The organism is Phenylobacterium sp. (assembly GCF_036501465.1).
Lineage (GTDB): Bacteria > Pseudomonadota > Alphaproteobacteria > Caulobacterales > Caulobacteraceae > Phenylobacterium.
The window spans coordinates 1-13,116 of the sequence record NZ_DASYAF010000174.1 but is presented as its reverse complement, the minus strand read 5'-3'; the positions used below and the strand labels follow the sequence as shown (position 1 = coordinate 13,116).

Annotated in this window: 12 protein-coding genes; 3 read left to right on the top strand and 9 right to left on the bottom strand. The window is 70.3% G+C overall.

The features are described from left to right. A partial coding sequence (gene recO, locus VGL85_RS20680; protein ID WP_331590919.1) for a DNA repair protein RecO occupies nucleotides 1-663 on the bottom strand: 663 nt, incomplete at its 3' end. A gap of 137 nt (nucleotides 664-800) precedes the next feature. On the opposite strand from recO, the gene VGL85_RS20675 reads away from it, so the two are divergent. Further along, a complete protein-coding gene (locus VGL85_RS20675; RefSeq protein WP_331590918.1) occupies nucleotides 801-1,676 on the top strand; it encodes an oxidoreductase in 876 nt (291 codons plus the stop codon). Nucleotides 1,677-1,726: 50 nt separating this feature from the next. Here the strand turns inward: VGL85_RS20675 and VGL85_RS20670 are convergent, their stop codons facing one another. Further along, complete coding sequence (locus VGL85_RS20670; RefSeq protein ID WP_331590917.1) at nucleotides 1,727-3,325, bottom strand: amidohydrolase family protein; 1,599 nt, start codon at nucleotides 3,323-3,325, stop codon at nucleotides 1,727-1,729. Nucleotides 3,326-3,588: 263 nt separating this feature from the next. Here VGL85_RS20670 and VGL85_RS20665 point away from each other — a divergent pair, with 263 nt between their 5' ends. Beyond that, the gene (locus VGL85_RS20665) at nucleotides 3,589-5,214 is read left to right on the top strand and encodes a M20/M25/M40 family metallo-hydrolase (RefSeq protein WP_331590916.1); all 1,626 of its coding nucleotides are present in this window, start codon (nucleotides 3,589-3,591) and stop codon (nucleotides 5,212-5,214) included. Between the two features lie 6 nt (nucleotides 5,215-5,220). On the opposite strand, the gene VGL85_RS20660 is transcribed toward VGL85_RS20665, so the two are convergent. From VGL85_RS20660 to lepB, 4 genes are all read right to left on the bottom strand, one after another. Continuing rightward, nucleotides 5,221-5,787, bottom strand: a complete 567-nt coding sequence (locus VGL85_RS20660) for a PEPxxWA-CTERM sorting domain-containing protein (protein ID WP_331590915.1) — start codon at nucleotides 5,785-5,787, stop codon at nucleotides 5,221-5,223. A 155-nt stretch (nucleotides 5,788-5,942) separates the two neighbouring features. Then, nucleotides 5,943-6,878, bottom strand: a complete 936-nt coding sequence (era, locus tag VGL85_RS20655) for a GTPase Era (protein WP_331590914.1) — start codon at nucleotides 6,876-6,878, stop codon at nucleotides 5,943-5,945. Between the two features lie 9 nt (nucleotides 6,879-6,887). Beyond that, nucleotides 6,888-7,619, bottom strand: a complete 732-nt coding sequence (gene rnc / locus VGL85_RS20650) for a ribonuclease III (protein WP_331590913.1) — start codon at nucleotides 7,617-7,619, stop codon at nucleotides 6,888-6,890. A gap of 10 nt (nucleotides 7,620-7,629) precedes the next feature. Then, the gene (lepB, locus tag VGL85_RS20645; protein ID WP_331590912.1) at nucleotides 7,630-8,361 is read right to left on the bottom strand and encodes a signal peptidase I; all 732 of its coding nucleotides are present in this window, start codon (nucleotides 8,359-8,361) and stop codon (nucleotides 7,630-7,632) included. A gap of 443 nt (nucleotides 8,362-8,804) precedes the next feature. Between lepB and VGL85_RS20640 the strand changes: the two genes are divergently transcribed. Beyond that, the gene (locus tag VGL85_RS20640) at nucleotides 8,805-10,412 is read left to right on the top strand and encodes a tetratricopeptide repeat protein (RefSeq protein ID WP_331590911.1); all 1,608 of its coding nucleotides are present in this window, start codon (nucleotides 8,805-8,807) and stop codon (nucleotides 10,410-10,412) included. On the opposite strand, the gene acpS is transcribed toward VGL85_RS20640, so the two are convergent. From acpS to VGL85_RS20625, 3 genes are all read right to left on the bottom strand, one after another. After that, a complete protein-coding gene (gene acpS, locus VGL85_RS20635; RefSeq protein ID WP_331590910.1) occupies nucleotides 10,409-10,807 on the bottom strand; it encodes a holo-ACP synthase in 399 nt (132 codons plus the stop codon). The genes VGL85_RS20640 and acpS overlap by 4 nt on opposite strands. After that, complete coding sequence (locus VGL85_RS20630) at nucleotides 10,804-11,562, bottom strand: pyridoxine 5'-phosphate synthase (protein ID WP_331590909.1); 759 nt, start codon at nucleotides 11,560-11,562, stop codon at nucleotides 10,804-10,806. Before VGL85_RS20630 ends, acpS begins: the two co-directional genes overlap by 4 nt. Nucleotides 11,563-11,657: 95 nt before the next feature. After that, nucleotides 11,658-12,734, bottom strand: coding sequence for a serine hydrolase domain-containing protein (locus VGL85_RS20625; RefSeq protein WP_331590908.1), 1,077 nt, complete (start codon nucleotides 12,732-12,734; stop codon nucleotides 11,658-11,660). Nucleotides 12,735-13,116: the final 382 nt, after the last annotated feature.

Here is a 13,116-nt window from a genome sequence, read left to right as displayed (position 1 = left end):
CGGGTTGAAGATGAAGGCTTCCAGGAAGTGGGCGGTGAGGTCCAGGCCGGCCTTGATGTCGCCGGGCGCGAGGCGCGACTGGGCCGACAGCAGGAAGGGCGGCAGGGGTAGCATGCGGTCCCTGTAGGGCTCGCCGGCGGCGCGGGACACGGCGCGACCGCTCTTGGGGCTGACGTAGACCAGGTCGTCGGTGACGCCGGTGGCGGCGCATTTGGAAAGGTCGAGGCCGAAGCCCAGCTCCGACAGCAATCCCGCCTCGAAGCGGACGAAGACGGCGGGCCAGAGGTCGGTGGCGGCCAGCGACTGCGACAGGGCCTCGAAGGCCAGGTAGGCGCCCGGATGCGGCTCGCGCTCCGGCAAGGCGCCGGCGGCCACGGCGGCGGCGGCGCTGAGGCCGGCCAGCGCCAGGGGATCGTCGAACAGGGCCGCCGGCCCCTGCCCCATCGGCTCCAGGCTGGCCGAGCCCAGCTGGTCGGACACGCGGGCGCGGTAGCGGGCGACGACCGGCGCGCCGGCCTGCAGGAAGGGCTTCATCTTGCGCGAGGCGCCGCCGGCCACGTGGGCCACATACTTGCCGTGGCCGGCGGTCAGCAGTTCCACGATCGCGCCGGCCTCGCCGTGGGCGCGGGCCGAGAGCACGAAGGCGTCGTCTTCAAATTCCATCGGGGTCTAGGTAGCAGATTGTTTCGGGACGGCGCGAACGGGCTCTGGGCGCCTCGCGGCGAGGAACCCAATCGCGCGCACCTCGCTAAACCCCAGGGGACGGCGGCGGCATGCAACACAAACCAGGAGACGAGGCCATGACGGCAAAGGATCGGGTCTGGTTCATCACCGGGGCCACCTCGGGCTTCGGCCAGGCGCTGGCGCAGGCGGTGATCGCGCGCGGCGAGCGCGTGGCCGCGGCGGGGCGCCAGCGCGACGCCCTGGCGGCGCTGGCGAGCGGGAACGCGGATCGCGTGCTGACGCTGCCGTTCGACGTCACCGACGCCGCGGCGCGCCAGGCGGCGGTGGACGAGGCGATCGGGCGGTTCGGCCACATCGACGTGCTGGCCAACATCGCCGGGCGCGGCTCGCTGGGGGCGGTCGAGGAATTCGCGCCCGACCAGCTTCGCGCGCAACTGGAGCTCAACTTCTTCGCCGCCGCGGAGCTGACGCGGGCGGCGCTGCCGCACATGCGCGCGCGCAAATCAGGCCACATCCTCAACCTGACCAGCATCGGCGGGCTGATCTCGATCGGTGGGTTCGGCGCCTATTGCGCGTCGAAGTTCGCCCTGGAGGCCTGGACCGAGGCCCTGGCCGACGAGGTGGCGGGGTTCGGCGTCAAGGTGACCCTGGTCGAGCCCGGTAACTTCCGCACCGAATTCGCCGGCGACGCCAACATGCGCCCGGCCGGGCGCCTGGCGGCCTATCGCCTGATCATCGGGCCCATCGAGGACTTCCTCTACGGCCAGGCGGGCCGCCAGCCCGGCGACCCGGCCAAGGCCGCCGACGCCATGGTCGCCGTGGCGGACGACCCCTCGCCGCCGCGCCGCCTGGTCCTGGGCGCCGACGCCTACGACGTCCTCGACCGGACGATGCGCGAGCGGATGGCCGACATCGGCCGCTATCGCAAGCTGGGAGAGGCCACCGGATTCGCCGGCGCGGAGGTCAGGGCGATCGGCGCCGCCCGGGCCTGAGGCTCGGGCCTGACGCCGGGGCCTTCCGCCGCTTCGCGGGGCGAAGCCGGCTAGGGCGCACCGACGCCGGCCTTCCTCTGCGCCTCGACCATGGCCCGGACATCCGCCAGCAACTGCTTGGCGTCGTAGACGATGCCGTCCTTGATCGTGTAGCGCACGCCGCCGACCATCGCGGCCTTGCCGGTCTTGTCGTCCAGCTTCAGCCGCCCGGTGCCGTAGAGCACCTTGAAGTTGGCCAGCGGGTTTTCCGGCACGACGACCAGGTCGGCGAGCTTGCCGGGGCTCACCTCGCCCATGGGCGGCGCCTCGCCCTTGGGGTCGTAGAGGGTCATGGCGCCGTTGAGGGTGGCCGAGCGGATGACCTCCAGCGGGGTGAGGCCCGCCTCCTGCAGCAGCTCCAGCTCCTGGATGTAGCCGAAGCCGTAGAGGTTGTAGATGAAGCCGCTATCCGAGCCGGTGGTCACGCGGCCGCCGATCGACTGGTAGTCGTGGATGAGCTGCATGTAGCGCTGGTAGAACCGCCGCCAGGTGATCTCCCGCTCGGTGGTCCAGTCGAAGAAGAACGAGCCGTGGTGCTGGTGGCTGGGCTGATAGAAGGCCCACAGCGACGGCAGGGTGTAGATCGGGTGCCAGTCGGCGTTCCTGGCCCGCATCAGGTCGCGGCCGGCGGAATAGATGGTGAAGGTCGGGTCGAAGTCGACGTGGTTCGCCTTCTGCTCCTTCAGATAGTCCCACCACTCCTTGGAACCGGGCTCGTAGGTCTGGTCCCAGATCGCCGCGGCCTCGCCGAAGCGGTCCTCCTCGTTGGCGTAGTTGTAGTCGCTCGGGAACTGCTGGATCTGATGGCCTTTCAGGATGCTCTCGAAGTGGCCGTAGTAGTGTGTGACGGTGCCGAGGCCGAGGCGGCCGGCCTGCAGGGCGTTCATGCGCGCGACGCCGGGCTGGGAGAGGTGGGCGACGCTGCCCAGGTGCTGGAGCTTGGCCTCGTCCAGCATGGCGGCCATCACCTCGGGCGGGTCGAAGTTGAAGAACTTCACGCCGTCGATGTTGTTCTTGGCCGCCCAGCGGACCCAGGCGCGGCCCTGCTCCGGCGTGTTGCAGGGCCCGCCCTTCCAGCTCGAGCAGGGGGTCGTGTAGTTGAAGATGCGTGGCGCGACGATCTCGTTCCTGGCGCTGCGGGCCTTCTCGCTGGAGACCAGGGCGTTGTCGTCGAAGACCAGGGGCACGGAGCGGACCGTGGTCACCCCGTGGGCCATCCAGAGCTTGTAGACATAGGTCAGGTCCGGCGCCTTGTCGGCCGTGCCGCCGTGGGTGTGCATGTCGATGAAGCCCGGCAGGACGTACTGGCCGGTGGCGTCGATGATGTGGTCGGCGGGCGGCAAGGCGCGGGGCGGCGCGCCCACGGCGCCGGGGCGGGCGGATTCGCGGATCTCGCTGATGATGTTGTCGTGGATGATGATGTCCACCGGGCCGTTCGGCGGCGCGCCGGTCCCGTCGATCAAGATCGCGCCGTGGATGATCAGGGTGTGGAACGGGCCCAGCCCCTCGCCCGGCTTGCGCGGCGGCGCGGGGTTCACGCCGGCCGCCGCGGCGGGAAGGGCGAGCGCCAGTGAAAGCGCGGCGGCCGCGCAGGTTCGGATGATCTTCACGCCTGAATCCCCCCAAAGCCGGATCAATGCATGAAGTGGGCAATCGCCAGCCAAATCAATCCGGAGTGTCGTCCCAGGAAGCGCGCAGCGCTTGTCCGGGACCCATGCGCACCGTGGCGAGGAATCTGCCGCGACAGCGGCGCTGCGCCTTTTCCGGATTCTCGGCGCCCGTGGGTCCCGGTCTTCGCCTGCGGCGAAACCGGGATGACACCGCAACAACAACGCCCTACCCGTTGCGACTTCGGATTCTGGAGGGGCTTCGGATGGTTCGGGTGGGTTGGGCGGCGGCCCTGATGGCGTGCGGGTCGGCCTTGGTTCTCGGGGCCGGGCCGGCGACGGCGGCGGGGGTGGATGCGGAGACGATCAACCGGATCGCCGACCAGGGATTCAACCATGGCCAGGTGGCCGACACACTGGAGTACCTGTCCGACGAGATCGGCGGGCGGATGACCAATTCGCCGGCCATGCGCAAGGCCGAGACCTGGACGCAGGGGCAGTTCAAGGCCTGGGGCCTTTCCAACGTGCGGCTGGAGCCGTTCGAGTTCGGCCGCGGCTGGTGGATCGAGGCCTCCAGCGTGCGGATGACCGCGCCGCGCCCGGTGATGCTGCGCGCTATCCCGGTGGCCTGGACGCCGCCCACGGCCGGGCCGGTGTCCGCGCCGGTGATCGTGGCGCCGCTGCGCTCGGCCCGCGACTTCGCCGCCTGGCGCGGCAAGCTGCGGGGCAAGATCGTGCTCACCTCCCAGCCCACCGCGGCCAAGGACGACACCAAGCCGGCGTTCGAACGCCTCACTGACGCCGAGCTGGCGAAGCTGAACAGCTACCGCGAGCCGAACTTCGATCCCGAAGCCGCCGCCCGCAACGCCGAGCGACGGCTGTTCCGTGGCGAGCTGGACGAGTTCCTGGCGGCCGAGGGCGCGGTGGCCTGGGCCTCGATATCGCGCAGCGACGACGGCACGGTGCACGGCGAGGGCTCCGGCTATCAGGTCGGCCAGACGCCGAAGCTGCCGGGCGTGGAGATCGCCGCCGAGGACTACCGCCGCCTGGCCCGGCTGGCGAAGGTGGGCACGGTCACCCTGGAGATCGATTCCAGGGTCCACTTCGACGACAGCAACACCAAGGCCAACAACGTGCTGGCCGACATCCCCGGCGCCGATCCCAAGGCCGGCTATGTGATGGCCGGCGCGCACCTGGACAGCTGGGTGGCCGGCGACGGGGCGACCGACAACGGCGCGGGCTCGGCGGTGGTGATGGAAGCCGCGCGCATCCTTTCGGCGCTGCACGTGAAGCCCAAGCGGACCATCCGCTTCGCGCTGTGGGCCGGCGAGGAAGAGGGGCTGCTGGGCTCCTACGCCTATGTGGACCAGTACCTGGCGCACCGGCCGGCGCCGAGCGACCCCAAGCTCGCCAGCCTGGGCCCCTACTTCGCCTCCTCGGACAGCTATCCGATCACCACCCTGCCCGGGTTCAACGAGCTGCAGGGCTATTTCAACATCGACAACGGCTCGGGGAAGATCCGCGGCGTCTACGCCGAGGGCAATTTCGCCGCCGCCCCGGTGATGAAGGAGTGGCTGGCGCCGTTCGCGAGCCTGGGGGCGAACACGGTGGTGGCCGAGCCCACCGGGTCCACCGACCACGTCTTCATGGTCAAGCTCGGGCTGCCGGCGTTCCAGTTCATCCAGGACCCGCTGGACTATGAGTCCACGACCCACCACACCAACCTGGACACCTTCGACCACGCCCGGCCCGACGACCTGCGCCAGGCGGCGGTGATCCTCGCCAGCCTGCTGCTGGACGCGGCCGACAGCGAAAAGCCCCTGCCGAGGAACGTGCTGCCGACCCAGCCGAGGGTGACCGACAGCTTCAAGTACCCGGAGCCGAGGCCGTAGCCGTGGCTAGGCCGCCGCGGCGGCCTTCCGGCGGCGCAGCATCGCGCCGGCGAGGCCGAAGCCGGCGATCATCAGCGCCCAGCCGGCCGGCTCCGGCGCCGCGCCCGCGATGCTGGGTGTCGCCACGCCGGCGGTGATGGTGCGCCCTCCGAACGGGCCGCATCCGAAGGTCCCCGCGCAAACGAGGCCCACTTCAGTACCCGACAGGGCGGAGACGGTCGCGGGCGCGCTCAGCGGGATGTTGTCGAACTCGAGGTTGCCGAAGAGATCGCCGATGAAGAACGGCCCGAAATCGGCCGAAAACGAGACCGAACCGCTATTGATGGAAGAGGACTGGCTGGCGTCGCTGCTTGTGTATTCGAAGCCCGGAAAGCCGCCGGTGGGACCCGTGGTGTCGCTCGTGACGAGGTCCCAGCTGGTCACGGTGTTGCTGGAGTCATCATAGGTGAAGCTGCCGCTGAAGGTCCCGGTGTCGCTGAACGTCCCGTCGGTGATGGTCCAGGTGGTGACCGCCGCGTTGGCGGCCGTGGCGACGCTGGCGGCCAGGACGGCCGCCGCCAACAAACGCTTCATCTGAAGATACTCCCCCAAACACAACAGCGCGTCGCCCCCACGGCGACTGAACGCACGCTGCGGAAAAGGTTAACAGCACGCCGGACTGTGCGACTTATCTTTTGAGGGGAAAGCCCTGACGAATAACGGATTATTCCGAGTCCCGGCGCGCCGGATCAGGCGTCGAAGTCGAGGCCCACGTCGCCGTAGAACTCGCGTTTGTCGGCCCAGCGCTCGTCGACCTTGACGGTGAGGAACAGGTGGACCGGGCGGTCGAGCAGCTCGATGAGCTCTTCGCGGGCCTTCTGGCCGATCCATTTCAGGGTCTGGCCGCCCTTGCCGAGGATGATCGGGCGCTGGCTCTCGCGCTCCACATAGATGGTCTGCTCGATGCGGGCCGAGCCGTCCTTGCGCTCCTCGAAGGCGGTGGTCTCCACGGCGGCGGAATAGGGCAGCTCCTCGTGGACGCGCAGATAGAGCTTCTCGCGGGTGATCTCGGCGGCCAGCAGGCGCGCCGGAATGTCGGCGGTCTGTTCGGCCGGGTAGAACCAGGGACCTTGCTTCATCAGGGCGGCCAGGCGGGCCTTGAGATCGTCGACGCCGGAGCCGTCGGCCGCGGAAATCATGAAGACTTCCGAATAGACGCCAGTATCGAAAAGCCTTTTCGACAGGCCCAGCAGGGTCTCGCGCTTCATGCCGTCGATCTTGTTTAGCGCCAGGATCGCCTGTTTGCCGGCGGCCTTCAGCCCGTCCACGATGGCCTCGACGTCGATGGCGGCCTTGCGGTCGGCGGGCCTGGCCGCGTCCCCCTGGGCGGCGAGTTCGGCGACCGAGTCCACCAGGTGGACGATCACGTCGGCGTCCTGCGCCCCGCCCCAGGCGGCGCGGACCATGGCGCGGTCCAGCCGGCGCCGCGGCGAGAAGATGCCGGGCGTGTCGACCAGCACGATCTGCGCCTCGCCCGCCATGGCCACGCCGCGCACCGGGAAGCGGGTGGTCTGCACCTTCTGGGTGACGATGGAGACCTTGGCGCCCACCAGGCGGTTGACCAGCGTCGACTTGCCGGCGTTGGGCGCGCCGATGATGGCGGCGAAACCCGCTCTAGTGGTCATGGGACAGGATCATAGGCGGGTGTCCGAGGGTTGCGGGATGTGGCCGTCGGCCCCCTCGCGCTTCAGCAGCATCTCCAGCGCGGCGGCCTTTTCGGCGTCCTGGCGCGAGCGGCCCTGGCCGTCCTCCGGCTCATAGCCCTGGACGCTGACCTTGACGGTGAAGGTGGGCGCGTGATCGGGGCCGCTGCGGCCGACGAGGTCGTAGACCGGCAGGGCCAGGCCGCGGCCCTGGGCCCACTCCTGGAGCTGGGTCTTGGGATCCTTGGCGCGCGGCTCGTCCACGTGGGCGAACTCATGCTCCCAGAACTTCAGGAAGAAAGCCCGGGCGGTGTCCAGGCCGCCGTCGATGTAGAGCGCCGCGATCAGCGCCTCGCAGGCGTCGCCCAGCACGGCGTCGGAATCGCGGGCGCCCACCTTGCTGGCGCTGGGCGACAGGCGCAGGGCGGCCGGCAGGCCGCAGGCGCGGGCGGCGCGCGAGCAGGCGTGGTAGTTCACCAGGCTCGCCATCCGCCGCGACATCTCCCCTTCCCGCGAGTCCGGATCGAGCGCCATCAGCCGCTCGGCCGCGCAGAGGTTGAGGACCCGGTCGCCCAGGAATTCCAGGCGCTCGTTGTGGCGCACGGCCTTGGCCCCGTCGCCGACGCTGGCGTGGGTCAGGGCGCGCTCCAAGAGCTCGCGGTCGATGAAGGCGTGACCGATGCGGCGCTCCAGCTCGGCGATCGCCGCGACGCGGGTGTTCATTCCCGCGCCATCAGTGGAGGATGTTGAAGAACCGGCTGGGCTGCAGGTTCATGACCCAGGTCCAGGGCTTGAAGATCGAGGCGCCCTTGGACCAGCTGAGCAGGATGATCTGCGCCTTGCCCTCGAGGTTCTCGGCCGGGACGAAGCCGACGCCGCCATTTTCCGGCGCCACGCGGCTGTCGGAGGAGTTGTCGCGGTTGTCGCCCATCATGAAGTAATTGCCCTCGGGCACCAGGAACTCCTGGGTGTCGTCGAGATCGCCGTTGGGGCCGAAGTCGTTGGTCATGAAGGTCTTGCCGGCGATCGTCTCCTGGTAGCGGGTGACGTCGTGCATGAAGCCGTAGCCGCTGTCTTCGCGGAACGTGCCCTTGTTGACCCGCGGCACCTGCACGCCGTTCACGAACAGCAGGCCGTGCTTCATCTGGATGCGGTCGCCGGGCACGCCGATGACGCGCTTGATGTAGTCCACGTGCGGGTCGTGCGGCAGGGCGAAGACGACGATGTCGCCGCGGTTGGCCTTATGCTCGAAGACCCGGCCCTTGAAGAGCGGCGGCGCGAAGGGGATCGAGTACTTGGACCAGCCGTAGGTCCATTTCGAGACGATGATGTAGTCGCCCTCGTAGAGGTTGGGCTCCATCGAGGCCGAGGGGATGGTGTAGGGCTGGAAGAAGATCACCCGCAGGAAGAGCGCGATCAGCAGGGCGTAGACGACCGTCTTGATGATCTCGACGATCTCGGCCATTGCGCCGGATTTTTCCCCCGTCTGTCCTGACGGAGGGGGCGCGGCCGGGGTTGTGCTCTCGCTCATGTACTGTCCTTGAAGGTGGGCCCGCCCGAAAGGTGGATCGGGGCGTGCGGACGGGCCGTTAGCTACGCGTTGCCGCTTCCGCGAGCAAGTTCCGTGCCCCAAGGATCGTGTCCGGACGGCGTGCGAGCGAACGTTTCAGGGCCGCCAAAACCGGCCGCGGGGCGTTGCGAAGGGGCGACGCGTGAAACCTGGCGGACACACCAGACGCGCTGGCGGCAATCTTAACCCTAAAGCTCGGCCGAACCCGTCCCGACGGCGGCAGGCTGACACGAAGCGGGCGCGAGGCGACCCGCTGAGGCCCGACTTGACCCCTACCCCGGCGCCCCAGAGGGGCAGTCCGGCGCGCCCGCCCTCCGCGCCCAGTGAGGCCGCCGCCGATGGGGCATATCGCGATCGAGGGCCACGCGCGGCGCGGCCACCTGAGCCCCGTGCATGTGCGGATGCGCGGCCAGGCCCTGGAGCGCGCCGGCGACCTGGCCGGGGCGCTGGAGGCCTATGAGGCGGCGCTGCAGGCCGCGCCCGAGGATGTCCAGACCCTTTCGGCCCTGGCGAGCCTGGCCCACCGGATGCAGATGCCGCAGGCGGCGGAACGGCTCTGGTCCGAGGTGGGTCGGCTGGATCCGGCGCGGCTCGACGCGGTGGACGGCCGGGCGCGGGCGCTGCGCGAGATGGGGGCGTTCGAAGCCTCGATCAACCTGCTGCGCGAAGCGTTGCTCGCCAACCGCGACGACGCGCGGCTGTGGAACAGCCTGGGCGTGACCCTGATGCAGGACAGCCAACCGGCCGCGGCGATCACCTTCCTGGACGAAGCGGCCCGGCTCGATCCCCGCTACGCCCAGGCGGTCTACAACCGCGGCTCGGCGCGCTTCGACCTGGGCGACCTGGAGGCCGCGGCGAAAGACTTCGCCACAGCGCGCAAGCTGGCGAAGAAACCCGAGCACGCGGCGATGATCGACTTCGCCGCGGCGACCCTGGCGCTGGCCCGGGGCGAGCTGGCCGCGGGCTGGGCGGGCTATGAGACGCGGCTGTCGCGCCACTGGGCCGACGCGCCGGTCTTCGAGGCTCCCGGCCGCCGCTGGCTCCCGGGCGCGCCGTTGGCGGGACGCCATCTGCTGGCGGTGGCCGAGCAGGGCCTAGGCGACGAGATCATGTTCGCCAACCTGGTCCCCGACCTGATCGAGGCGCTCGGGCCGCAGGGACAGCTCAGCCTGGCGGTGGAACCCCGGCTGGTCGCCCTGTTCCAGCGAAGCTTCCCGGCCGCCGCCGTCAGCGCCCACGCCACCGACAAGGCCGGGCCGCGCCCGCGCCGCAGCGCGCCCGGGCTGGACCACGCCCGGCCGGCGGACCTGTGGGCGCCGCTGGGCTCCCTGCCCCGCCAGTTCCGGACCAGGATCGGCGACTTCCCGGCCGGGCGCGGCGGCTATCTGAAGCCCGATCCGGCCCGTGTCGCCCACTGGCGCCAATGGCTGCAGGCGCTGGGCGACGGCGCGCCGGCGGTGGGCGTGAGCTGGCGCAGCGGCAAGGTGTTCGGCGACCGGCGCCGGCAGTATCCGCCGCGCGACCTCTGGGCGCCGCTGCTGCGGACGCCCGGCGTGCGGTTCGTGAACCTGCAGTACGGCGACTGCGACGCCGAGCTGGCCGCCTTCCGCGCCCAGGGCTGCGAGGTCGCCGAGCCGCCGGGCCTCGACCTGAAGGACGATATCGACGAACTGGCGGCGCTTCTGAGCGCGCTCGACCTGGTGGTCTGCGCCGCCAACGCCACCGCGGCCCTGGCCGGGGCCTGCGGCGGCCCCCTGGCGCTGATCGGCGCGCCGGCCGCCTGGCCCAAGCTCGGGACCGACGCCTACCCCTGGTACCCGCAGGCCCGCGCGCTGACCGCGCCGGCGTTCGGGGACTGGGACGGGGTGATGGAGGCGGCGCAAGGGTTGGTGGCGGGATTGGTCTCTATCGCTCATCCCGGCGAAAGCCGGGATGAGCGGCGCTAGATGGCCACCGCCTCGATGATCACGAAGGCCTGGGCGTAGGGGTGGTCGTCGGTGAGGGAGAGATGGATCACCGCCTTCATGCCGGCCGGCGTGATCTCGGCCAGGCGCTCCGCCGCGCCGCCGGTGAGCGCCATGGTGGGCTGGCCGGAGCGGAGGTTCACGACGCCCATGTCGCGCCAGAAGACGCCGCGGCGGATGCCGGTGCCCAGCGCCTTGGCGCAGGCCTCCTTGGCGGCGAAGCGCTTGGCGTAGGAGGCGGCGCGGTCGTTCTTGCGCTCCGAGCGGGCGCGCTCGATCTCGGTGTAGACGCGGTTGGTGAACCGCTCGCCGAAGCGCTCCAGGCTGGTCTCGATACGGCGGATGTCCGAGAGGTCGGAGCCGATGCCGAGGATCACGCCGCGCGCACCGCTCGGGCTTCGTCCATCAGCGCGCGCATCCGCTGGATGGCGGGGCCCAGGCCGATGAAGATCGCCTCGCCGATCAGGAAGTGGCCGATGTTGAGCTCCATCAGTTCGGGAATGGCGGCGACGGGGCCCACGGTCTCGTAGTCGATGCCGTGGCCGGCATGGACCTCCAGGCCCAGGCGGTGGGCCTCGGCCGCGGCGGCCTTCAGGTTTTCCAGCAGGCGGGCGGCGTCGGGCGAACGCTCGCGCACGGCCTGGCAATAGGCGCCGGTGTGCAGCTCGACCACGGCCGCGCCGACCGCCTTGGAAGCGGCGACCTGGGCGAGGTCTGGATCGATGAAGCAGGAGACCCGGATCCCGGCGTCGGCCAGGCGGCGGACGAGCGGGGCGATGCGGTTGTGGCCGCCAGCCACGTCGAGCCCGCCCTCGGTGGTCACCTCTTCGCGCCGCTCGGGCACCAGACAGGCGGCGTGCGGCCGATGGGCGAGCGCGATGGCCTCCATCTCCGGCGTGACGGCCATCTCCAGGTTCAGCGGCCGGCCGCGGCGGCGCACGATCACCGCTAGCTGGTCGATGTCGGCGTCGGAGATGTGGCGGCGATCCTCGCGCAGGTGGGCGGTGATGCCGTCGGCGCCGGCGGCCAGCGCCATCTCGGCGGCGCGCACCGGGTCCGGATAGCCCTCGCCGCGCGCGTTGCGCACGGTGGCCACGTGGTCGATGTTCACGCCAAGTCTGAGCTTGCTCATCTCATCATCCGCTCATCCCAGCGAAAGCCGGGACCGATGCGGCATTTAAGGGCTGGCCGGCGCGTTGCCAAATCCCGGCGCGGTTGCGGAGGCTTCTAGCGAGCCTTGCCCTTGTCCGCGGCGATGATCATGTCGCGCGCCTCGCGCAGGTCCTCGGCGACCGCCGGCAGGCGATGCTTCAGGAAGAAGATGCCGTAGAGGCCGGTGCGCCGGTCGATCCACGGGAAGGTCCCGTAGGCGCCGGGGCTGGACACCAGCCAGCAGCGGTCGCCGTCGCCCTCCACCGCGTCGCACCAGTTGCCGAGGGCGTATTTGTCGATCTTTCCAGCCCCCGGCGGGACATAGGCCATGGTCCGCCCGCGGGTCTGCCAGGTCTCCATCTGGTCAACCGCCTTGGCCGACAGGATGCGCCGGCCGTGGTAGACGCCGCCGGCCGCCAGCATGGTCAGGAACTTCGCGTAGTCCTCGGCCGTGGTGTAGACGCCAGCCTGCAGATTGGGGTTATGCACCGTCTCCGGCTTCAGCCCGGGGACCAGGGGGTTGGCCCAATAGGTGTGCGAGAGGCCCAGGGGCCCGGCGATCCGTTGGCGGAACAGCGCCGCCCAGCTCTTGCCCGTGGCCTGCTCGACCAGGGCGCCGGCCACCTGCATCGAGGGCCCGCCATAGCGGAAGGTCGTTCCCGGTTCGTCGACCAGCGGCCGCGCCGCCACCTGGGCCGCCGCCTCCGCCAGGCTGATGTGCGGGTCCTGCCGCAGGTCGAACATATCCGGCCGCAGCCCGCCCTGACCGGCGGTGAAGGACAGCAGCTGGCGCAGGGTGATCTGGCCCGCCTTGCCGGTGAACTGCGGCAGGCGCTTGCCGATCGGCTCGTCCAGCTTGAGCTTGCCTTCGTCGACCACGCTCATCACCAGGCTGGCGGTCATCCACTTCGAGGCCGAGGCGATGGGGAGCTGGGCGTCGGCGGCGATGGCCCCCTCGTCCAGTCGATAGAGCAGCCGGCCGTCCTTCAGCACCAGGGCGGTCACCCCAGGCGAGCCGTCGCGGCCCACCACCTGCTGCAGCTTGGCGGCCAGCCCCGGCGGCGGGCTCTCGGCCCGCGCGGCCGATGCGCTCAAGGCGGCTGCGATCATTGCGGCCAGGATCGGCCCGGCCATGAATGGCGTCCTACGCATGTCTTCCCCCTATGCTGGGGCGGAGCAGCCACGACGGGCCGTCGCGCCTCTCTTTCACGCGCCGCAAAGCGCTCGATCGGATTAGGTTTTCGACCGACCGGTCGGTAAAGTAAGGGTCCGCGCGTGGGAGCCACAACAGAACGCCAGGCGAATTCCGCCAAGCGGCGCCGAAGCTGGGTGGTCGGCGGCGCGGGCGTCCGACAAAATCGGCTCGTCGGGGACGAACCCTTTTCCGGGACGAGCGGCCTAGGTGTCGAAGCTATGAAGGTTGTTCACTCGGGGCTGGGCTGAGAGGCTGGGGTTGCGAAGCTCCAACCCTTGGTCCCGAGGCCCCGAATGAACGTGCATAAGAATGCTCGGCTGACGCCGTTTGGTCGAGCGG